The 21,020-nt window shown below is 48.5% G+C and carries 16 protein-coding genes and 3 tRNA genes; 11 read left to right on the plus strand and 8 right to left on the minus strand.

Translation table 11 applies throughout. The features are described from left to right. Nucleotides 1-52: 52 nt before the first annotated feature. Nucleotides 53-126: transfer RNA gene (locus C9J03_RS18125), tRNA-Cys, on the plus strand. Nucleotides 127-170: 44 nt separating this feature from the next. Here the strand turns inward: C9J03_RS18125 and C9J03_RS18130 are convergent. Then, the gene (locus tag C9J03_RS18130; RefSeq protein ID WP_044623650.1) at nucleotides 171-776 is read right to left on the minus strand and encodes a LysE family transporter; all 606 of its coding nucleotides are present in this window, start codon (nucleotides 774-776) and stop codon (nucleotides 171-173) included. Nucleotides 777-1,280: 504 nt separating this feature from the next. Continuing rightward, entirely contained in the window at nucleotides 1,281-3,518 is a 2,238-nt protein-coding gene (locus tag C9J03_RS18135; RefSeq protein WP_044623649.1) for an acetyl-CoA hydrolase/transferase C-terminal domain-containing protein, read from the minus strand. Nucleotides 3,519-3,834: 316 nt separating this feature from the next. Here C9J03_RS18135 and C9J03_RS18140 point away from each other — a divergent pair, with 316 nt between their 5' ends. After that, nucleotides 3,835-4,194: a phasin-related domain-containing protein gene (locus C9J03_RS18140; RefSeq protein ID WP_044623648.1), complete on the plus strand. Its 360-nt coding sequence runs from the start codon at nucleotides 3,835-3,837 to the stop codon at nucleotides 4,192-4,194. Between the two features lie 126 nt (nucleotides 4,195-4,320). After that, complete coding sequence (locus C9J03_RS18145) at nucleotides 4,321-6,000, plus strand: wax ester/triacylglycerol synthase family O-acyltransferase (RefSeq protein ID WP_044623647.1); 1,680 nt, start codon at nucleotides 4,321-4,323, stop codon at nucleotides 5,998-6,000. A gap of 145 nt (nucleotides 6,001-6,145) precedes the next feature. On the opposite strand, the gene C9J03_RS18150 is transcribed toward C9J03_RS18145, so the two are convergent. After that, complete coding sequence (locus C9J03_RS18150) at nucleotides 6,146-6,412, minus strand: acyl-CoA-binding protein (protein WP_039460400.1); 267 nt, start codon at nucleotides 6,410-6,412, stop codon at nucleotides 6,146-6,148. Between the two features lie 348 nt (nucleotides 6,413-6,760). On the opposite strand from C9J03_RS18150, the gene C9J03_RS18155 reads away from it, so the two are divergent. The 6 genes from C9J03_RS18155 (at nucleotide 6,761) to arsJ (ending at nucleotide 13,901) form a co-directional block, all read left to right on the plus strand. Then, nucleotides 6,761-8,398 carry a GMC family oxidoreductase gene (locus C9J03_RS18155; protein WP_044623646.1) on the plus strand — a complete coding sequence of 546 codons (1,638 nt, stop codon included), beginning with the start codon at nucleotides 6,761-6,763 and terminating at the stop codon, nucleotides 8,396-8,398. Between the two features lie 252 nt (nucleotides 8,399-8,650). Beyond that, a complete protein-coding gene (locus C9J03_RS18160; protein ID WP_044623645.1) occupies nucleotides 8,651-9,748 on the plus strand; it encodes an alpha/beta hydrolase in 1,098 nt (365 codons plus the stop codon). 148 nt (nucleotides 9,749-9,896) lie between these two features. After that, nucleotides 9,897-10,658, plus strand: a complete 762-nt coding sequence (locus C9J03_RS18165) for a metalloregulator ArsR/SmtB family transcription factor (RefSeq protein ID WP_039460407.1) — start codon at nucleotides 9,897-9,899, stop codon at nucleotides 10,656-10,658. Between the two features lie 93 nt (nucleotides 10,659-10,751). Then, complete coding sequence (locus C9J03_RS18170; RefSeq protein ID WP_039460408.1) at nucleotides 10,752-11,246, plus strand: phosphatase domain-containing putative toxin; 495 nt, start codon at nucleotides 10,752-10,754, stop codon at nucleotides 11,244-11,246. 330 nt (nucleotides 11,247-11,576) lie between these two features. Further along, nucleotides 11,577-12,578, plus strand: a complete 1,002-nt coding sequence (locus C9J03_RS18175) for an ArsJ-associated glyceraldehyde-3-phosphate dehydrogenase (protein WP_044623644.1) — start codon at nucleotides 11,577-11,579, stop codon at nucleotides 12,576-12,578. A 93-nt stretch (nucleotides 12,579-12,671) separates the two neighbouring features. Continuing rightward, entirely contained in the window at nucleotides 12,672-13,901 is a 1,230-nt protein-coding gene (arsJ, locus tag C9J03_RS18180) for an organoarsenical effux MFS transporter ArsJ (protein WP_044623643.1), read from the plus strand. Nucleotides 13,902-13,981: 80 nt separating this feature from the next. Here arsJ and asnA read toward each other — a convergent pair whose 3' ends face one another. Further along, nucleotides 13,982-14,989 (minus strand): aspartate--ammonia ligase, encoded by a 1,008-nt coding sequence (gene asnA / locus C9J03_RS18185; protein ID WP_044623642.1) that lies wholly within the window; start codon nucleotides 14,987-14,989, stop codon nucleotides 13,982-13,984. 265 nt (nucleotides 14,990-15,254) lie between these two features. Here asnA and C9J03_RS18190 point away from each other — a divergent pair. Then, nucleotides 15,255-15,330, plus strand: a tRNA-Gly gene (locus C9J03_RS18190). Between the two features lie 139 nt (nucleotides 15,331-15,469). Further along, a tRNA-Leu gene (locus tag C9J03_RS18195) sits at nucleotides 15,470-15,556 on the plus strand. Between the two features lie 104 nt (nucleotides 15,557-15,660). Here the strand turns inward: C9J03_RS18195 and katG are convergent. From katG to C9J03_RS18215, 4 genes are all read right to left on the minus strand, one after another. After that, nucleotides 15,661-17,835, minus strand: coding sequence for a catalase/peroxidase HPI (gene katG, locus C9J03_RS18200; protein WP_044623641.1), 2,175 nt, complete (start codon nucleotides 17,833-17,835; stop codon nucleotides 15,661-15,663). 112 nt (nucleotides 17,836-17,947) lie between these two features. After that, nucleotides 17,948-18,418, minus strand: coding sequence for a Dps family protein (locus C9J03_RS18205; protein ID WP_039460418.1), 471 nt, complete (start codon nucleotides 18,416-18,418; stop codon nucleotides 17,948-17,950). Nucleotides 18,419-18,635: 217 nt separating this feature from the next. Continuing rightward, entirely contained in the window at nucleotides 18,636-19,520 is an 885-nt protein-coding gene (locus C9J03_RS18210) for a hypothetical protein (protein ID WP_044623640.1), read from the minus strand. Between the two features lie 200 nt (nucleotides 19,521-19,720). Beyond that, a complete protein-coding gene (locus tag C9J03_RS18215) occupies nucleotides 19,721-21,016 on the minus strand; it encodes an anaerobic sulfatase maturase (RefSeq protein ID WP_044623639.1) in 1,296 nt (431 codons plus the stop codon). Nucleotides 21,017-21,020 lie beyond the last annotated feature (4 nt).

Below are 21,020 nucleotides of genomic sequence, written 5' to 3' on the forward strand. Positions count from 1 at the left end.
ACCAAGCAAGCGACCTAATTGTAATAGCTAAATAGGTACGTTTGGACAATTTGGCGCGTTGGCAGAGTGGCTATGCAGCGGATTGCAAATCCGTGGACCTCGGTTCGACTCCGGGACGCGCCTCCATCATTGAAGGCCTAGCGTTAACGCTAGGCCTTTTTCTTTGCTGCTCATCCGGCAAGCTCAATAAAGTTATTTACCCCGAATAGACAAATCAGCAAGCCGCCGAGCAATTGCAAATAGAAGGGAAAGGTGATGCTGTCGTCATCTTTCAGTGCAAAGCCGGAAAGGGCAAGCAGGCACTGAATAATTAAACTCCCCACGAACACTGCTCCAGCAAGTTGCATGGCAAACAATAAATCCACATGCTCAGTGGAATGGCCGATAAATGCGGAGAGTGCAATGATGGCAATCGGGTTGGCGAGTGTCAGGTAAAAGGCCGAGCGAAAACCTAATTTCTTTGCCGGGCGCTGTACCCTTGCAAGGAGTTTGGTATTTTTCATGGCATTGAACATCATATAAAAGCCCATGAAAATGAGTACCCAAGAGGAGAGCAGGATGATTTGGTAGTGGTACTGGTCGAGATTGTTGATCAATAAGCTGCTGGTTACGAAGCTTACTAAGGCATAGCAATAGTCAGCTAATGCAGCACCCGCAGCACTCCGCACTGCTGCCATATAGCCATGGTGCATACCGTTGTTAAGTACCAAAATGGCTATTGGCCCAACAGTCAATGACAAGATAACGCCAAACAGAATGGCTTTCATCATTTCCATAGCTTCTCCCCCACACTGGTTACCCACCGTTGCGACTTTAGTTGGTGCGATTTTAATGCTATGACGGTGGATTTATTTTAATCATAGTCAGCAGTGGAGATGATGTGCTAGAAGAAACAACAAGAGTTTTAGCACTTTACAATCGTTGAGACAGGTTTCGTGAGAAAGTGTAGAAAGACGAATGTGTATGAATGAGGCTGCATGAAATGCTGGGAGAACCCCAGATGGTGGTAGGGCACCATCTGGGGATCAGATTGCGGGTTACTTGCTTGCTTCTTGTTTACGTTTTATGGGTTGATCGCCAATGGTGGTTTTACCTGGGCAGATTTTTTTTACCGGACATTTCGGGCACCCCCAAACGGCTGCGTATGGGCACAGCGCCATTTCCTTGCTCTTCTTCGACATAGATTACCTCATTGCTTTCAAATCAACCCAGGTAACTAGAAGTTACCCGGGCATAAACAAACTGGGCCATCCGCGGCCCAGCTATTAATAACGCGTTGATCACTTAACGAGTTCAGCGATCACTAACTTGCGCGTAATTTTTTCTTCAAGGTTCTCTGGCTTGTCGAGACCAACACGCTTAAGCAGAATATCGATATCATGGTCTGGTTTCGGTGCAGACAATGATTGGGCAATAGCTTTTAGCTTGCCAGTTGGCGTTGCACACTTGGCTTTCAGCGCCTTCAGTGCCTTGCCCAGTTTCAGCTCTTGGTCGGTAAAGCTGCAGCCGAATGGGAATGGACCGAAAATACCCTGGTCGGTGTACTTCTTGTAGAAGGCCTGGATTGCCTCTGGGGTATTGTTGGCATACTCTTTCGGGATTTGGTAATCCTTGGCCACTTTGCCCGCGGCTTTAGCTTCATCAAGCAACTGCTGCTGGAAACGTGAGTCCGCAATCTTAATGAGTTCGGTGTAGACAACATGATCCGGTTTACTGCGCAGATTCGCAACACCGTACTCGGTGACAACAATGTCGCGTAACTGGCGAGGTATGGTGTTGTGGCCGTAATTAAACAAGATATTGGAACGTAGCTTACCTTTGCGGAATGAGCAGCTGCGGATCTTGATGATTGAGCGAGAGTCACGCATTTGTCCCGACTGGGCGACAAAGTTGTACTGCCCGCCAACACCGCTGACGACTTGTCCGTTTTCCAGGGCATCCGAGACAACAGAGCCATCGAGGGTGACCATCATACCTGAGTTCATGAAGCGGGCATGTTGGCGCTGTGCTTGCTTCAATTGCTGGCTGCCAAGGAAGTGATCGTAAAGGTCATTGACGTAATTTACGCTGGTCATGCAGAACTTGTCATGATCTTCCTGGCTAAAGTTGTTTAGCTCCTGGTAGAAATCTTTCGGACCGATGAAGAAGGCACCATGCATCACCGTACCGCCTTTCAGGCGTAGGCCGAGTGCGTACTTGGCGATCCACTCAAGGGCATCTTTGTCTTGGATATTGGCTTTGCTGGTGCCCTCTGAGGTGACCAACTTGCCATCAACATAGTCGACCTTGTCGTTGAAAATGCCGAAGCGCTTGAGGTAAGAGACATCAGAGGCGGTTAGTTCAGCGGAAATGGCTTGGCGCTCTAACAATGCCAGCAGTGTCATAACAGACACTTCGTGATTGATCAGACCGTCGTTAAGGAGTCGCTGAATCGTGAGATCCTCAAACACTTCACGCTTCAAGATACCTGCTCGGTACAGATGAACAAAGCCGTCCACCATCAATTCGCTACAGCCGTAGAGACCTTGCTCAAATGTGCCGGTATCACCTACTTCCTTGCAGATAGGGAATTTTTCGTAGATGTTCAGCTCAGACAGCATCTTGGTATAAATGCGATTTTGCTGGTGGCGGACCAAGGTGCTGTAGCTCAGGGCACTACTGAGCGAGCCAATGCCGACCTGAAGGGTACCGCCGTCTTTGATCAGGGCACTGGAATAGAGGCCAATCATATGATCTTCAGCCGAGATACTGGCGTGAGGGGCCGCAAATAGCTGGTAGTCTTTGTGATCCGGCTGGCTGTTGCCGTCCAGGATGAAATCAAATTCCGTGCTTGCCACCTCAGCATGGTTTTGCATAAATGGCATGTTGCTGTTTACTTCGCCGAGGATAGTGATATGCCGACCTTGTGCTCTCTGTTTCTCGATCTCAATGGCGAAGTCGAGTGCGAGATCCGAGTTACTGCATAAGCTGTAGGTGGTGACACCATCAATAGTACGTGCAGCAACCAACTGGCCAATGACGTTCACCCCTTTATCCAGCAGATCACGCACGGCATGGGTGTAATTGGTTGAGGTGTAGTTTTGCTGCTGTGGTGAGTTCATAAAGCTGCCGGCTTTAAAGAAAAACTCACTGATTGTTATGTTGCTCGGCACTTTGCCTGCACGAAGGTCCATGATGTAGTCGATATCAGGCACATCGGCGAATTCACGGGCAACGAAAGGTTCGAGGAAGCCACGTTCGATTTTACTTTTGCCGACCGGTTTTTCTAAGGTGATCCCGGTTTCGATCCGCAGGTTGATGCTGGGATCTTTTTTGGCCCGTTGGTATAGCGCATTCACAAAGCTTACCGGTTTACCGATGGCGAGCGGCGCACCGAGAACAATATTTTTGCCTACGCTAGCAATGATCTGATCAACCAGTTCATCGGCAGTGGCAACAACGGTAGCGGGAGCTTTCACTGAGAGGTCAGATGTTTCAGGAGCAGGGTATGATGAATCTACGATTTCTAAAACTGACATAGTGCATTCCTTGTTCGATATTATTCATATGAGTTCTTATTGTTGTTATCCCCCCATTGTTACCCCTGAACTTAGAGCGTTCACTCTATTTTTGGACAAAAAGGCCCCAAAATCTGGCGACTATGCGGTTTTGGGACATTTGTCACGCATATGCGCAGTGAGCATTGCTAATGTGCCTGCAGGTGTTCGTGTTAGTGGTCTTTATGACCGAGACGTTGTGTGAGCTGCTTACCAATTCCTTGGTTGAATTAGAAAGATTGATCTAATTCTAGTTGGTAGGGTTTAAGTATCGAATTGATTTATCGAGGATAAAGCGATGATTAACCCTAAAAAACTTATTGGTAGTGTGAAATCAGCCACCCAGATGGGTGAGTCTTCTGTTCGTACTGTGATTTGGGCTGGCCTTGGTGCCTACAGCAAAGGTACCGAGCAGGTTGGTATGGCGCAGCATATGGTGACCAAGCAAATCCAGGATTTGGTTTCTAAAGGCAGCGAAGTGGAAACTGAAATGGTTGAGCGAATTCAAGAGAGCAAGCGTGGTCTGTTTGGCCAAGCGGAATCGCAATTCAACCAGGCTTTCAACGCAACTTGCGGGATCGACCGCGATCGCTTGAGCAACTTTGAGCAGAAAGTTGACCATCTACAAGAGATGGTAGAAAAACTAGCTGCAAAGTAACGGACTGTACACATTAAGCGACAATGGCAAAGGGACAGACCTTGGTTGGTGGTAAGCGTACCAGCATAATACCTCATGCACTGCTACCAACCAGACCATGCCACACCGCAAAAAAGGAATAGATTTATGCCGAGTTTGTCTCTGCTGGATTTCAGCTTTATTGCCTTTGAAACGGCAAAAACCCCAATGCATGTTACTGGTTTGGTTATTCTTGACCCGCCGGAGGAGCATGCAGGGACTTACGCCCAAGAGCTATACGCCAGCTTTTTGCAACAACCGGAAATGGTGCCGCCATTTAACTGGAAGCTGAACTGGTCTTTGACCGGTCGCCCTAGCTGGACCACAGTCAGCAATGTTAACTTGGAAGATCATCTCCGTATTACCATGCTCCCATCACCAGGCAACGAGCAGCAGCTGCAGCAGGTTGTTGGCCGCCTGCACAGTCAAGTGCTAGATCGCAGCCGTCCGATGTGGGAAGTCTGGGTGATTGGTGGACTGGAAAATAACCGGGTGGCGTTGGTGTTGAAAATCCACCACTCAATGGCTGACGGTGTAAGAGCCAGCAAGATCTTTACCCAGAGTTGTGCCACTTCAGTTGAAGAATCATTCAGCAAGCCAATCTGGCAATGTGATTTGAGAAAGACATCGCGCCAACGCCGTGAGGAATCCCATCTTACCGAAATGGTAATGAAAACGGCCGTAGCTGCCACCAAACAGATTTCACTTATCCCATCGATGTTCCGCTTAGGTAGTAAACTGGCACTAAAAGCGGTTAACTTGGCCGATTGCGACTTGAAGGTACCGTTTACGGCACCGAAGACGCCGTTCAACTTGAGCCCCAAGCGTAGCCGTGCCGTGAGTCTTGGTCATTTCTCTATCTCGCAGCTCAAGCACATCAGTCGTATCACCGGTGCATCGATGAATGACATCTTGTTCACCATCAGTGATATTGCGTTGAACCGTTACCTGAATGACCGTGCAATTCCAATTCGCAAGCCATTGGTTGCCATGATGCCAATCAACCTGCGAGCGAAAGGGGATGAGGGTAAATCAGGCAATAAGATGTCGATTGGTCATGTTGAGTTGGGCAGGCAGGGGCTATCGCCGTTACAGCGTCTTGAGTCTATCCAGCACGCGACAACGGATCTGAAAAACGAAGCCCTGAATATTTCACCGGATGCTTATATCAACTACTCGTTGCTGGTAAACGGTGTCTCATTGTTCAGCGGCAAATTTGGCTTGAATAACTATATTCCGCCAGCCAGTAACCTTCTTATCTCCAATGTGCCGGGGGCTAAAGAAGAGCTTTACTTCATGGGCGCTAAGGTGCGTGAGCAGTATCCTGTTTCGTTGTTGATGCCAGGCCAGACCCTGAATATCACCTTCTTCAGTAATGCCGATACCATGTACTTCTCCTTGGTGGCATGTAACCAGTCCCTGCCGGGCTTTGAAGTGATCACTGACTACATGTGCGATGCGTTTGCCGAGATTGAGCAGGAAGTGATGGAAACCGCGGCGCAGGCTGTCGCCGAGCAGTTGGGTTACCAGCATGATGAGTCATTGGCGGTTGAATTAGCAGTAGAAGCGGCACAGGGATCACTAACGCCGGAAGATGACGAGTTTGAGAGGCTCTATCAGGAGAAGCAACGTAAAGTTGAACAACTTGAAAAGCAGTTGGCAAGGTTAACCGAAATGTTATCGGCAACCGTCGAAATTGATCCGGAAACACCGGCTAAAAACCAAGATGAACTCGATCAAGCAGCGGTAGAAGACCTCAAAGTCGGGCAAGCCAAAAGTGTGAGCTAGTCACTTACACAGCTCTAAACCGGAAGTTAAAGCTAGATCTGCAAATGCGGGTCTAGCTTTTTTATATGGGAGTGTCTAGTTGCGGCCCATAAAAAAAGGCCGCATAGCGACCTTTAAGATTCCGTTGGGAGCGAGATGTTGGGGCTTACGCGTAAGCGGCAGCGAGTTCGCTAACTTTGTCAACGTACTGTTGCATTGCCGTCTCAGCGTCCATGCCTTTTAGTTTTTCCCATGCGTCGTATTTAGCGCCGCCTTTGAAATCAAACATGCCTGGACGTTTGCCTTTAACGTCACCTTCAGTTGCTTGCTTGAACAGCGAGTAGAGTGCGAGTAGCTCGTCGTTAGAAGGGCGTTTAGTCAGTGCTTTAACGTCAATTTGAGCTTGCTCAAAACTCGCTTTTAAATCTGCCATGATGTGTTCCTTTACTTGTTCCTAGCCAGCACAATACGTGTGCCGTGATAATTGATGAAAACTCTAGTTATCCAAAATAGACTAGAGAAAACCGTGAAGTTTTATGAATTCAGAAATGCTGTATTCCTTTAACCAATACATATTTACACTGGTCTGAGTTCTTGTCTTGTGTTAAATGCAAAAAGTTTAATATGGATCACTTTTTATTTTTATGGGAAAAATAAATGCAGAGGCAAGATGTATTTACCATCGAAAAATTAAACTACACTATGATTAAATAAAAAAGATGATGAAGACTGGATTTAATAATTGGCTGGCTGAATAAGGATATCGTATTGAGGGAAAGTTATGTATGACTTCATTATTGTAGGGGCGGGTTCGGCGGGATGCGTGCTTGCAAATAGACTATCATCAGATCCTTCTTTAAAAGTCTGCCTTGTCGAGGCAGGCCCAAAAGATAGCAGCCCGGTTGTTCACGTTCCTTTGGGTATCATTGGAATGATGCACTCAAAAAAAATGAATTGGCGCTATTACACAGAGCAAGAGCCCAACCTCGGTAATCGGCAACTCTTCTGGCCTCGCGGCAAGACATTGGGAGGAAGCTCCTCATCGAATGCCATGTGCTACATCCGAGGCCATGCCAGTGACTATGATGAATGGGCAGCGTTGGGCAACAAAGGATGGAGCTATGATGAAGTGCTGCCCTATTTCAGAAAGTCCGAAGCCCAGCAGCGCGGCGCAGATAACTATCATGGTGCTGATGGGCCACTGCATGTCTCTGATCTTCGGATTAATAATCCCCTTTCCGATGCGTTTCTCACCGCGGCGGAGCAGGCTGGCCACCAGGTATCGACCGACTTCAACGGTAAAGAGCAAGCCGGCGTCGGTTATTATCAAGTGACTCAGAAAAACGGCCAGCGGTGTAGCTCGGCGGTGGCTTTCTTACGGCCGGCAGAACAACGGCCAAACCTGACTGTGATCACGGATGCAACGACGACGAAGGTTGTGATCCATCAGGGTAAGGCAACCGGGATTGAATACCGAAAAGGGGGGCACAACTATAAGATCAAGGCCAAGCGAGAAGTTATTTTGAGCGGCGGGGCCATCAATAGTCCGCAGCTGCTGATGTTATCTGGTGTGGGTGACAGGAAGGAGCTCGAAACACATGGTATCGAGGTGAAGCACCACTTGCCGGGGGTTGGCAAGAACCTCCAGGATCATCTTGATGTACTGGTGGTCACCCGCGAGCGGACATTTCATTCTGTCGGTTTTTCTCCCATAGCATTAACCAGAGCCATTAAGGGTATTTTTGATTACTTTCTGTTTAGGAAGGGAAATTTTACGACCAATATTGCCGAGGCTGGTGGCTTTGCCAAATCCTCTCCTGAACTTGATAAGCCGGATGTCCAATTCCATTTCTCTCCCTGCTACCTGGATAACCATGGTTTGGACCTACTACAAACCGTCAAACATGGCTATTCGCTTCATGCTTGCAACCTTCGGCCAAAAAGCCGAGGCAGTTTAGGGCTTGCTAGTGCCGATCCCTTACAACCGCCACGTATTACGGCAAACTACCTTAGCCATCCTGAAGACATTGAAGTCATGCTTAAGGCGATTAAAATGTCCCGGCAGATCTTGCAGCAGGAGGGGTTCGACCATTATCGCGGCAAAGAGGTGTTCCCGGGTAAGGAAGTACAAACTGATGAGCAGTTGGAAGCGTTTATCAGGCGCAAGGCCGAGTCGATTTACCACCCGGTTGGCACATGTAAAATGGGGCACGATGCGCTCGCCGTGGTCGATGAACGTTTGTGTGTCCATGGTATTGAGGGCTTGCGGGTTGTGGATGCTTCGATCATGCCGACATTAGTGGGTGGAAATACCAATGCGCCTACTATTATGATTGGTGAAAAAGCAGCAGATATGATTTTGAACGATATATCGTTCAGAAAAGATAATGTTTCAGCAGTGAAGGATTGCGTTGCATAATCGACACCAATGAATAAAAAGAAAGGCACAGTAGGGTAATATTTTTACTGTGTCTTTTATTTTATCTAAACATTAGTATGAACATTCTAATTTTTTTATCTATGGTTAAGAGTTGTATTTTTTAATATGCACTGTCTTATTTTAACTCTCACTTTATAATTTGCCTTCATCATTACCAGCCAAAATCAGTTGTTAATTCTAATCTATATGCTTACTATCAGATAATTAGCAGGAAGTTTATTTGAGGTAGCAATGATTTCTAAAAATGAATGGAGCGAAAAGCTCAAAAGCCTCAAGGAAGATATTTCTACCAAAGTGATAGAAAACTCGGAGTTCGCCAAGCAGCGTGTTGTCGAGCTGCTCGAACATGGCTTATCGCCCGCACAGGGGGATGCGTTGCTGGCGAGTTTTAACGGGTTGGTTGGGGACCACTTGCTTCAGAGGAATAGTCGGTTTGCGATACCTATGGTATTCACCGATCATAACCAAACCTTAAGCGACGAGGCAGCAGAGCTCGAACGTCAACTGCCTGAAGCTTCAAGCCGCATCGTATTGTGTGTCCATGGCTGGTGCATGGCGGATAAAGGCTGGATGCGAAAAGGCCATGACCATGGCAAGCAGTTTATCAATGCAGGTTATACGCCCATCTATTTGTGGTACAACACCGGCAATCATATTTCCTTGAATGGCGAAGAGTTTGCCTTTCGGTTGGAGAAATTGCTTCAGGCCTGGCCCTGCGAAGTGAAAGAGCTGGTGATCATCGGTCATAGTATGGGGGGGCTGGTGACCCGCAGTGCTTGCTACTACGCAGGCATCAATCAATTGCAATGGCTGTCGGCTCTTCGCACCTTTATCACCTTGGGGACGCCACACAATGGAGCTCCTCTTGCCAAGCTTGCTTGCTGGATTGATGAACAGGTGGTTAACACGCCTCAGCTTAAGTTCTTGCAAAAGCTGGGAGAAATTCGCAGCAGCGGCAGCAAAGATCTGAGTCGTGGATACATTGTCCATGAAGATTGGCAAGCGCCGACTATCCCTTTCAAGCAAGCTGATCACGATAAAGTGTCAGGGACTGCACTTACTCAACGGCCGACATTACCAGATGTTGTCCAGTGTTATGCCGTTGCTTCCTGCCTTGGCAAAAACACTCAAGATGAAAACAACCGCCGGCTAGGGGATGGGTTAGTGCCTGTTTCCAGTGCGCTTGCAGAAAGCACAAAAGGGGTGTTGGCTTTGAATTATCCAGCGGATCACAAGTGGGTTGTCGGTGGGGTCGATCACCTCGACTTGCTTAATCACCCAGCCGTCGCCGCAAAAGTCAGTGAGTGGGTGCTAGAGAATACGGTGTAGCACCAAGCAAACAGCCACCTTATTGCGCGGGGATTTACATATAATGGAAAGCATATATAATGCTTTCCATATATACTCAAGTAGCCTTAAATTGCAGCTCAAACATCCTAAGGTTCCTTGAGTATATAAACCAATTGCCGCGAGTCACATGAAACGTATCTTATTTTTATGTACCGGAAACTCAGCCCGCTCTCAGTTAGCTGAAGCCGCCATGCGGCACATGGCGGGTGAGCATTACCAAGTTGTTAGTGCAGGGATGGCACCAGAGGAAGTGGATCCTCGTGTATACCGTGTATTGGCCGAGCGCGGCATCAATAGCGATAACTTGCACAGTTGTTCGGCTGCAGATCTCGAAGGGCAGCATTTCGATACGGTGATCACCCTGTGTGACAAGGCCAGTAACGAATGTGCCTTATTCCCCGATTCAGATGCACTCCTGCACTGGGATTTTAAAGATCCAAAGCCCCAGAGTGGCGAACAGCCTTTCCGTGACACCCTAGATGGCCTAGAAAGTCGTATTGCCTTGTTCTTGATGCTCAATGGCGAACAGCAGGATTCGGTGATCGGCCCGGTTGAACTATTTAAAGTGCTTAGCGATCCGTTGCGCTTGCGTATCTTGATGCTAATTGAAGATGAGCAAGCGCTGACCGTTGGTGATCTGGTTGATGTGCTGGGCGTGAGCCAGCCCAAAGTGTCTCGTCACCTTGCCTTGCTGCGTGATGGCGGTGTGCTGGAGACCCAGCGAGAAGGGCAGTGGATTTTCTATCATTTGGCTAAGCATTTGCCGGTATGGATCCGTCATATTCTTGCTACAGTGCGAAATGGTAATCCGGGCATGATCAATGACGAGAAGATCAAGCTCAGCTATCGTGAAGAGCGTAAAAAGCCAGGCTTCAGCAAAGTTAGCTAGCATTTTGATTTAAGGCGATTAAGAGCGCCTGGCGTTATTGCCGGGCGGTTGAAAAATTAATTAGAAGTAAGTTACTTATTTATAGGTGCAAATATGTCAAACACACATCCGTTCTGGACTCTTCCTTTAGAAGATAGCGGCAAGTTGCTGCTGACTCCATGTCCAGGTACCAAAGAAGTTTCCCTGCATGATTCACTGGTGCAATTGAAAGAAGCTGGTGCAACAGCAGTACTAACAGCTCTTGAGCCTGAAGATCTACCGGAAGGCGGTTTGGAAGCCTTAGCGGAAGAGTGCCGCGGCCTAGGTATGCGTTGGTTCCACCTTCCTATCGAAGATGACTGTGCTCCGGGCGCTCAGTTTGATGCCAACTTCCCTGAAGCCAACAAAGCGGCTCAGGCCTTGTTGGACAACGGTGATGCGATTGCTGTTCACTGCATGGGTGGCTCTGGCCGCACTGGTTTGATTGCCGCTCGTATTATGCTGTCCCGCGGTGCAGAGCTGAACTCAACAATCGAGAAGATCCAAGCGCTTCGTCCTGGGGCTTTCCAGCGCCAGCCACATATTGATTACATCCAGCAGTACAAGTAAGTCATAGTCCCAGGCTATCCTTACTTATTGAATGCCCTGCCTTTGCAGGGCATTTTTGTATCTGTCGTTGACTTCTTCCATGCCGTCACTCTCTCGTTATCTCTTGGCGGTAGCGTATTCATAGCCTCGCTATAATTTGCTTTGCGATCCTTCATTCATTTAGCGATGAGGGTATTCAGATATCTCTATACCTGACATTACCGTGGTAGTGACCTTGGTAATTATTTGAGAAAAGATCTGGCAAAGCGGTTCGGATCTGGTTAGTATATGCGGCATACCATATATATGTAAATTCGTATATTCAAGTCAACGGTTTAAGGAAAGTGGATTATGGCTATCAAAGTAGGCATTAACGGTTTTGGTCGGATTGGTCGCTTGGCGATGCGTGCTGCGTTTGATTGGGAAGAAGTGGAGTTTGTCCAAATCAATGATGTGGCAGGTGATGCCAAAACATTAGCTCACTTGATGGAGTTCGATTCAGTACAAGGCCGCTGGCACCATGCTGTCACTTCTGATGGTCAATCGATGCAGATTGGCGACTCGGTGATCCGTTGTACGCAAGAGCGCGATATCGATGCGGTAGACTGGTCCGATTGTGATGTGGTTCTTGAAGCAACCGGTGTTCACCGTGAGATGGAATACTTGAACAAGTACCTAGCACAGGGCGTTAAGCGTGTTGTCGTTTCTGCGCCGGTTAAAGATGACAGCGTACTGAACGTGGTCGTCGGTGTGAACGATTACCTGTTTGATGCTGACAAGCACCAGATCGTCACAGCGGCTTCTTGTACCACTAACTGTATTGCTCCTGTCGTCAAGGTTATCCACGAGAAGTTTGGTATCGAGCAGTCGTCGTTCACGACGATTCACGATCTGACCAACACCCAAACTATCCTCGATGCGCCGCACAAAGATCTTCGCCGTGCCCGTGCATGCGGCATGAGCCTTATCCCAACCACGACAGGCTCTGCGAAAGCGATCATTGATATCTTCCCTGAGCTTGAAGGCAAGATTAACGGCCACGCGGTTCGCGTACCTCTGGCCAATGCTTCACTGACAGACATTATCTTTGACCTAAGCCGCGACGTGACTGCAGAAGAAGTTAACGCTGCATTGAAAGAAGCATCTGAAAACGAGCTTGCAGGTATTCTGGGTTACGAAGATCGCCCTCTGGTATCTATCGACTATAAAGGCGACCAGCGTTCAACAATCGTTGATGCCCTATCAACCATGGTTGTGAACGACCGCATGGTAAAAGTGTATGCTTGGTACGACAACGAAATGGGTTACGCAACACGTACTTCTGAGCTAATCCGTAAGGTTGGCTTGGCGTAAGCAATACAGTACCAATGGCTAGCCCCAGTTATAGGGGCTGGCCTTCGAAATATATAGTGGTACACAGCAACAAACCGTACAGTGAGTTATTGCATGATTTCGGCTATTGCCAACCTCTCCAAAGATGTTCGTCAGTACATGCTGGTGACATTCAATTATTGGAACTTCACCGTTACCGACGGCGCGCTGCGTATGTTGGTGGTATTACATTTCCATCAGTTGGGCTACAGCTCGCTGCAGATCGCCTCCCTCTTCTTGTTCTACGAATTTTTTGGCGTGGTGACTAACTTGATTGGTGGTTGGCTTGGGGCCAAGCTTGGCCTGAACCGCACCATGAACATTGGCTTGGCGATGCAGGTTGGTGCGTTGCTCATGCTTGCGGTGCCGTCCGCGTATCTGACTGTACCTTGGGTCATGCTGGCTCAGGCATTGTCAGGGATCGCGAAAGATCTTAACAAGATGAGTGCCAAGAGTGCCATCAAAACCCTGGTGCCCGGTGAACAGCAGGGAGCGCTATACAAGTGGATCGCTATTCTTACCGGCTCCAAGAATGCCCTCAAAGGTGCGGGCTTTTTCATTGGCGGTTTGCTGTTGGCGGTGGTAGGTTTTAAAGGCGCTGTATTGGCCATGGCGGCACTGCTGGCAATGGTTTTGACTCTGAGTCTTGCGCTGCTTGAAAAAGATATGGGCAAGGCGAAAAACAAGATTAAGTTCAAGCAAATTTTCTCAAAAAGCTCGAGCATCAACATTCTGTCTGCTGCCCGCATGTTCCTGTTCGGCGCAAGGGATGTCTGGTTTGTGGTTGCGCTGCCAATCTATCTTAGCCAGGTGTTTGACTGGGACCACACCATGGTCGGTGGCTTTCTGGCCCTGTGGGTGATTGCCTACGGATTTGTTCAGGGTATCGCGCCGAAAATTACCGGTAAAGCCAAAGGCGCTGTGCCGGATGGCCGGGCAGCGATGGGGTGGGCGGGTCTGCTTAGTCTCATTACTCTGGGAGTTGCCCTCGGCGTGCAATTTAACTGGCAGCCAGAGCTGACCATTGTGGTGGGATTGTTGGTATTCGGGGCGGTGTTTGCCGTTAACTCCTCACTGCACTCCTACTTGATTGTTAGTTACGCTAAAGATGACGGCGTTTCGCTGGATGTCGGCTTCTACTACATGGCCAACGCTATGGGCCGTTTGATCGGTACCGTACTGTCTGGTTTGGTTTATCAGTATGCAGGCTTGGCGGCGTGCTTGTGGGTGTCGGTGGCCTTCTTGGTGGTGACAACGATTATCTCTATCCGCTTGCCGGCCCATTCAGGAATCAAAACAGTATAAGTTTGTGAGTCGCTCCATCTGTGAGGCCCCAGTATTGCTGCCGGGGCCTTTTCTATTGGATGGGCCTCTTAAGAGTGAGACTACAGAAGAAGAATGTTGCTGGCTTCACACTCTGCAATCATCTCATCAGGCCAGATAGAAGACTGCACTTCGCCGATGTGTGCTTTTTGCAAGAAAAACATACAAATACGAGACTGACCGATACCACCGCCTATGGTATAAGGCAACGATTTGTCCAGTACCATGCTGTGGAAAGGCAGTGAAGCGCGATCCTCACAGCCGGCAATGGCTAGCTGCTCGGTCAGGCTATTTTCACAAACGCGGATACCCATAGATGAAAGTTCCAGTGCATTGCCTAGGATTGGGTTCCAGAATAGCAGGTCACCGTTAAGGTTCCAGTCATCGTAATCGGGAGCTCGGCCATCATGCCTCTCGCCATCTGATAGGGCATGGCCGATATTTCGAATAAAGACCGCGCCATGCTTTTCGCAGATGGCATTTTCGCGTTCTTTTGGCGTCAAGCTCGGGTATTTTTCCAGTAATTCTTCCGAGGTAACAAATGTCACTTGGGGGGGAAGACGCTTTTCCAAGACAGGATATTCTTGATAGATGTAATTTTCTGTCTTGAGGAAGGCGTTGTAGATTTTTTCGACCGTGGTATGAAGGTAGGTTTCATGACGCATCGACTTATCGAGAACTTTCTCCCAGTCCCACTGATCGACGTAAATTGAGTGGATATTGTCCAGCTCTTCGTCGCGGCGGATGGCGTTCATGTCTGTGTATAGACCTTCGTCCTTTTGGAAACCATAACGACCCAGGGCCATACGCTTCCATTTTGCAAGCGAATGCACGACTTCAACCCGGGCGTTATTGTCGTCCAACAAATCAAAATCCACCGGACGTTCGGTGCCATTAAGGTTGTCATTCAAGCCGGTTTCCGGCTTAACGAAAAGCGGGGCTGAAACTCGAGTCAGGTACAGCTCATAAGCTAAAGCATCTTCGAAATAGTCTTTTAGCTTTTTGATTGCGACTTCCGTATCTCGTAGTCCCAGTAAGGGGCGGTAATTATCTGGTACACTCAATTTCATGAAAAATCCCTTTGTTATTGATTTAGCTGTATATCTTCATGGCAACACCTTACGTTAGCCAAGTTTCAGCGTCTAGCGTTTTGTGACTATTCCTATGTTTGTAGTGGCCGTGTGTTGTGCAAATCCGATGCTGATTGTGCGTGATATCTACAAGGTGGGGTGCTTTTTAATCAATTGATTCGTAAAGTTAAAATTTAATGTTGACGAAAAATCTCAATCCGTTAAAGTAAATCTCGTTTCCAGGGCACCGCCCTGAAGCAGCAATGCGACACTAGCTCAGTTGGTAGAGCGCAACCTTGCCAAGGTTGAGGTCACGAGTTCGAACCTCGTGTGTCGCTCCAAATTTAAAGATTGATGTGTTTCCACAAGGAACTTTGTGTACCTAGTCGAACACATCTCTCCAGATTAAAAGCTTACGGCGATTCGCAGTAAGAAAAAGATGGTGTTTACTGTACTAAACGGCATCGCAAAGCATTGCGTGCCCTGGTGGTGGAATTGGTAGACACAAGGGATTTAAAATCCCTCGGCGTTCGCGCTGTGCCGGTTCAAGTCCGGCCCGGGGCACCATCAAATCAAAGGCTTACAAGCTTAGCTTGTAGGCCTTTTTTTACCTCTATTTCGCCATCAGCCGCGTAGTGCGCTAGCCAATGCCAGGGCAAGCTTTAAGAGGCTTATGCCGCATCAAAGCGATCAGCATTCATCACTTTAGTCCAGGCAGCCACGAAATCCTGCACAAACATCTCTTGGTTATCATCCTGGGCATATAACTCGGCATAAGCCCGGAGCACAGAGTTTGAGCCAAAGACAAGGTCTACACGCGAAGCGGTCCACTCGACATTACCTGTTTTGCGGTCGCGGATCTCGTAGACATTATTTTCGACAGGCTCCCAGGTATAATTCATATCGGTCAAGTTGACGAAGAAGTCGTTGGTCAGCTGTCCGACACGATCGGTAAAGACACCATGCTTAGTGCCTCCATAATTGGTGCCGAGCACGCGCATACCGCCGACGAGCACTGTCATTTCCGCAGCCGTCAAGCCCATTAATTGGGTTCGATCCAGAAGCATCTCTTCGGCGCTGACAGCATAGTCACTTTTGAGCCAATTTCGGTACCCATCATGCAAAGGCTCCAGGACTTCGAAAGACTCGACGTCGGTCATGGCCTCTGTGGCGTCGCCTCTTCCTGGGGTGAAAGGAACAGTGACATTGCTTCCTGCTGCTTTGGCTGCTTGTTCGACACCGACATTCCCGGCTAACACAATTACATCGGCCAAGCTCGCACCGCACTCCTTAGCAATACCCTCGAGCACTGTTAAGGTTTTGGCTAGGCGCTCTGGTTCGTTACCTTGCCAGTCTTTTTGCGGGGCTAACCGGATACGGGCTCCATTCGCGCCACCTCGCTTGTCGGAGTGACGGAAAGTACGAGCGCTGTTCCAAGCTGTTGACACCATGTCACCGATAGATAGGCCACTGGAGGAAATTTTGGCCTTGACGGCATCAACATCGTACCCTGTGTTGCCCTGGGGGATAGGATCTTGCCAGATCAGATCTTCCTGGGGGACGTCTGGGCCGATATAGCGTGCTTTAGGCCCCATGTCTCTATGGGTGAGTTTAAACCATGCCCGAGCAAAGGTTTCAGCAAAGTAGGCTGGGTCTTGGTGGAAACGTTCTGATATCTTGCGATATTCAGGATCCATCTTCATAGCCATATCGGCATCGGTCATAATTGGATTATGGCGAACGCCAGGGTTTTCTGCGTCGACAGGTTTGTCTTCTTCTTTGATGTCAACCGGCTCCCACTGCCAGGCACCGGCCGGACTTTTTTTCAGTTCCCACTCGTAATTGAGAAGCAAATTGAAATAACCATTGTCCCACTGGGTGGGCTGGGTGGTCCAGGCACCTTCTAGGCCACTGGTTACCGCATCACTGCCAATGCCACGGGTTGATTTGTTCAGCCATCCCAAACCTTGATCATGGACTTCTGCGCCCTCAGGCTCTGGCCCTAGCCGCGAAGCGTCACCGTTACCATGGGCTTTACCTACCGTATGCCCACCTGCTGTTAAGGCAACCGTTTCTTCATCATTCATTGCCATTCGGGCGAAGGTCACGCGGACATCATGGGCCGTCTTCAGTGGGTCTGGCTGGCCGTCAACACCTTCTGGGTTGACGTAGATCAGTCCCATCATTACCGCGGCAAGCGGGTTTTCCAAGTCCCTTGTCCCGGAGTAGCGGCTGTTTGGGTTATTGGTGGGAGCAAGCCATTCTTTTTCGGACCCCCAATAGATGTCTTTTTCAGGGTGCCAAATGTCTTCCCGGCCAAACCCGAATCCAAATGTTTTCAGTCCCATGGACTCGTAAGCAATGGTTCCTGCGTAGGCAATCAGGTCTGCCCAGCTCAGCTTGTTGCCATACTTCTTCTTGATTGGCCAGAGAATACGCCTGGCTTTGTCGAGATTGGTATTATCTGGCCATGAATTGAGGGGGGCGAACCGTAAGTTGCCAGTGCCGGCTCCCCCTCGGCCATCGGCGATACGATAGGTTCCCGCCGCGTGCCAAGTCATACGGATCATCAAGCCGCCATAATGCCCCCAGTCCGCAGGCCACCAATCTTGGCTGTCTGTCATTAGTGCGATGAGATCTTGTTTTAGAGCGGCATAATCGAGTTTTTTGACCTCTTCTTGATAATCGAAGTTGTCTGCCATCGGGTTGGTTTTGGTATCGTGCTGATGCAGGATATCGAGGTTGAGCGACTTGGGCCACCAGTCTTTCTCTGTGCGGTCTTTGGTTGTCATTGAGCCGTGCATTACCGGGCATTTACCTGCGGCATGCGTTTTTTCTTGTGTCATACTGATACTCCCATTTTTGTAAAGTGCAAGTGCGAGTCAATACAGCGGGTGATCAAATACGGGTATGTGGTATTCGTGGCTGAGGTTCCTCCAGGCCGTTTCTAAATTGTGGCTATTCACGAAGCGAACGTAACATCCAGGCTGTTTTTTCGTGCACGCGCATTCGATCAGACACCAAGGCTATGCTGGATTCATCTTCAGCTTGCTGCGCGGTTTTAAGTATACTGCGTGCGGTTTTAATTACTTGCTCGTGATTTTTTGTCAGGATATCGACCATTTCAGATGAATTCGGTACACCGCTCACTTCTTTGATTGCGCTGAGCTTTTCGAACTCTTGAAAAGTGCCTGGGGCAGGGATGCCTAACGTGCGAATTCGCTCAGCAATGTCATCAACCGCTGTTGCTAATTCGGTGTAATGCTCCTCGAACATAAGGTGCAGTTCTCGAAAGTTCGGGCCAACCACATTCCAGTGAAAGTTATGTGTTTGAAGATAGAGGATGTAGGAGTCAGCAAGCAACCTCTTCAACCCCTCTGCGGTTTTTGTTCTGCTCTCCAAGTCAATACCAATATCAATTTGTGTCATGTTGACTCCTTATATTGTTTATGAGCTTAGCTGACATTTCCATTTGTGCCTATCCGCTAACATAAGCACCGAATGAATCTTAATCTTTGTAAAAAGATCATGTCGCTCGGACAGTTAGATTGACAGCGTTCTAAGTCTGGCTGCCAACGAGTCAATACGGGTGGCTGCGCCAAACCAAGCTGGCAACTAGCAATAAATAACAGTGGCATTTGATCCCTTACCAGCCCAAAGAACGGCATTGCTTTTCAATTCTGGCCACAATTTGTTGTAGCTCATGATCTAAGAAGCCACTGGAATTAGCCATTTGTTGTATATCTTCGACAAAATAGTTTGGGCGTATCATTCTTAATGTGTTTTCATTTTTGCAGATAAAATCTACGCAAGGTACGCCGTTTGGATCTGTATATTGATGAATGTAGGTTGCCGCGGTCTGGCGGTTAAGCTGGGCGTTGAGAACTATCATCCATTCGATGTATTGCTCGCTGATCCAGTTCGTGTACTGCTGATGAAAATAGGCTTTCACGGAGGCATGACTTCCAAGGGCATCGCCACCGGGGAGGGGGGGATTTAATACCGAAGGGCCAGTTCGGTTGGCTGAATGATGAGGCGCCATTTTCAATTGGTAGGGATAGAGGGAATGCGCCCATCTGTCGAGTTGGCGTTTTGCGAGAGCCAAAATGTAGTGGAGCGCGCTATATAGCCTACCGTAGACAAAGCAGGAATTGTAAAATAGGCGAATATCGTCACCGATATACTGGTTAATGTAATTCTCAGGTACTTGGTTGTGACCTATTGTACCTAAGCGGCTATTTTGGCTCGTTTCACTTTCATTTTGTGGCTCCATCAGCCAGTGTCGGTGCTTACGCCAGTACACGATATCCATCGACAACAAATCTGGCCAAGCGCTTACAGGCCCATCTGAGCGTTCTGGATGGACAAAGCTGATGAGGTCGGCTCCACTTCCTCGCAGCCTTTGTAATTCAGCCGATAATTGGTAAATCGTCTCGGCACTGGCTTGTTCCCAAATGCGATTTCTCTCTTGTTCGCAGTTGGTGTTCATGTACCCAGGCAGATAACGTTCATAAAGTTGCTCTTCACACATAACGACTCTCTGGGGTGAAGGTGTTATTACTGAGTATATACGTCGCTCACTCTTGTTTGGTTGTATGCTCGTTAACGTCGTGGTGGAGCACGCCTTTGGGGCTTTTTTTCAGTGTACCTTCAAGCCCTTTGGTAAAGCCTCATTTGCTATACATTGATAAGAGAAAACAACAACGTGCCTGCCGGGTAATACCATTTCCGCTACTTGTCGCAGCACTTTTTGTACTTCTTACCGCTACCACAAGGACAAGGGTCGTTTCTGCCTACTACTTTGGATGGTGCAGGCTGCTCGGCCAAGAAGTATTTGATGTCAGAAGCCGGCCTACGGTTTTGCAATAGCCGGGCCATGATAGACATGGCTTCATCAACATGCTTGAAGTACTTGAAGTAGCCTGCACATAGGTAGTTATGATCGATTTTTCCTGATGGGCCCCGTTCAAACCGGTGCTTTGGACAGCCCCCATGGCACGCAGGCAGATAGCGGCATTGACGGCATTTGTCGTTCAGTGAATCGAACTTATCCTTGCCGAATTTGATCGCCTCTTCACTGTGGTTCATCTCAGAAATGGTGGTTTCATGGAGATTACCGAGCTTGTACTCGGGATAGACATAATGGTCGCATTGGTACAAGTCCCCATTGGCTTCCAGGGCAAAGGCATGGCCACATTGTTTAGAAAAAATACAGATGCCGGGAGGTTGGCCCAGCCAGCTGGCAAGGGTGGTATCAAACATTTGAACAAAGGTCCGGCCGATATCGTTGCGTACCCAGTAATCAAAAAGGGTAGTTAGGAACTGGCCATATTCTTCAGGGTCAACCGACCACTTGGTAACTTTGCCAAAAGCCTCGCCGGGGCTGGCAAGGTTCTGGATAGGGTTGTCTTGCTGGGCTGTATCACGCTCGACCAAAGGAATAAATTGCAGGAAGGTTGAACCGGTACTTTTGAGAAATTGGTACACCCGCAGTGGATGCTTAACGTTCAGGGCATTGATTACGGTAAGGGTATTGAATTCAACCTGGTGCTTTTTCAATAGCTCAATAGCGGCAAGGACTTTTTGGTGTGTACCTTTTCCGCTTCTGGTCTGGCGGTAATGATCGTGAAGATCCTCAGGGCCGTCGATAGAAACGCCAATTAAGAAGTTATGCTGTTTGAAAAACTCGCACCACTTGTCGTTGAGCAGTATACCGTTGGTTTGAAAAGCATGGGTGATCTGTTTGCCGTTAGCGTATTTGTCACACAGCTCAACCGCCCGCTGGAAAAAGTCCAGTCCCATTAGGGTAGGTTCACCGCCTTGCCAGGTGATTTGAACCTCATGGCCGGGCTGGGCCTCGATATGCTGTTTGATATAAGCGTCGAGGGTGTCGTCAGGCATCCGCCAATCACTTTGCCTTTCAGGGTATAGCTTATCTTTCTCTTGGTAGAAGCAGTATTCACAATCGATGTTACAGACTGAGCCGGTAGGTTTTGCCATCACGTGGCAGCCGAAAGATGGTTGCATCAAG

This window comes from Photobacterium gaetbulicola, assembly GCF_003025515.1.
In the GTDB taxonomy this organism is placed as follows: domain Bacteria; phylum Pseudomonadota; class Gammaproteobacteria; order Enterobacterales; family Vibrionaceae; genus Photobacterium; species Photobacterium gaetbulicola.

Excerpts from the sequence above, each read along its gene's own strand:
- C9J03_RS18170 (WP_039460408.1), top strand. The coding sequence starts at position 10,752 with ATGTCAAACACACATCCGTTCTGGACTCTTCCTTTAGAAGATAGCGGC.
- C9J03_RS18160 (WP_044623645.1), top strand. The coding sequence starts at position 8,651 with ATGATTTCTAAAAATGAATGGAGCGAAAAGCTCAAAAGCCTCAAGGAA.
- C9J03_RS18205 (WP_039460418.1), bottom strand. The coding sequence starts at position 18,418 with ATGACACAAATTGATATTGGTATTGACTTGGAGAGCAGAACAAAAACC.
- C9J03_RS18140 (WP_044623648.1), top strand. The coding sequence starts at position 3,835 with ATGATTAACCCTAAAAAACTTATTGGTAGTGTGAAATCAGCCACCCAG.
- asnA (WP_044623642.1), bottom strand. The coding sequence starts at position 14,989 with ATGAAATTGAGTGTACCAGATAATTACCGCCCCTTACTGGGACTACGA.
- C9J03_RS18165 (WP_039460407.1), top strand. The coding sequence starts at position 9,897 with ATGAAACGTATCTTATTTTTATGTACCGGAAACTCAGCCCGCTCTCAG.
- C9J03_RS18135 (WP_044623649.1), bottom strand. The coding sequence starts at position 3,518 with ATGTCAGTTTTAGAAATCGTAGATTCATCATACCCTGCTCCTGAAACA.
- C9J03_RS18215 (WP_044623639.1), bottom strand. The coding sequence starts at position 21,016 with ATGCAACCATCTTTCGGCTGCCACGTGATGGCAAAACCTACCGGCTCA.
- C9J03_RS18155 (WP_044623646.1), top strand. The coding sequence starts at position 6,761 with ATGTATGACTTCATTATTGTAGGGGCGGGTTCGGCGGGATGCGTGCTT.
- C9J03_RS18145 (WP_044623647.1), top strand. The coding sequence starts at position 4,321 with ATGCCGAGTTTGTCTCTGCTGGATTTCAGCTTTATTGCCTTTGAAACG.
- C9J03_RS18150 (WP_039460400.1), bottom strand. The coding sequence starts at position 6,412 with ATGGCAGATTTAAAAGCGAGTTTTGAGCAAGCTCAAATTGACGTTAAA.
- katG (WP_044623641.1), bottom strand. The coding sequence starts at position 17,835 with ATGACACAAGAAAAAACGCATGCCGCAGGTAAATGCCCGGTAATGCAC.
- C9J03_RS18130 (WP_044623650.1), bottom strand. The coding sequence starts at position 776 with ATGGAAATGATGAAAGCCATTCTGTTTGGCGTTATCTTGTCATTGACT.
- C9J03_RS18210 (WP_044623640.1), bottom strand. The coding sequence starts at position 19,520 with ATGTGTGAAGAGCAACTTTATGAACGTTATCTGCCTGGGTACATGAAC.
- arsJ (WP_044623643.1), top strand. The coding sequence starts at position 12,672 with ATGATTTCGGCTATTGCCAACCTCTCCAAAGATGTTCGTCAGTACATG.
- C9J03_RS18175 (WP_044623644.1), top strand. The coding sequence starts at position 11,577 with ATGGCTATCAAAGTAGGCATTAACGGTTTTGGTCGGATTGGTCGCTTG.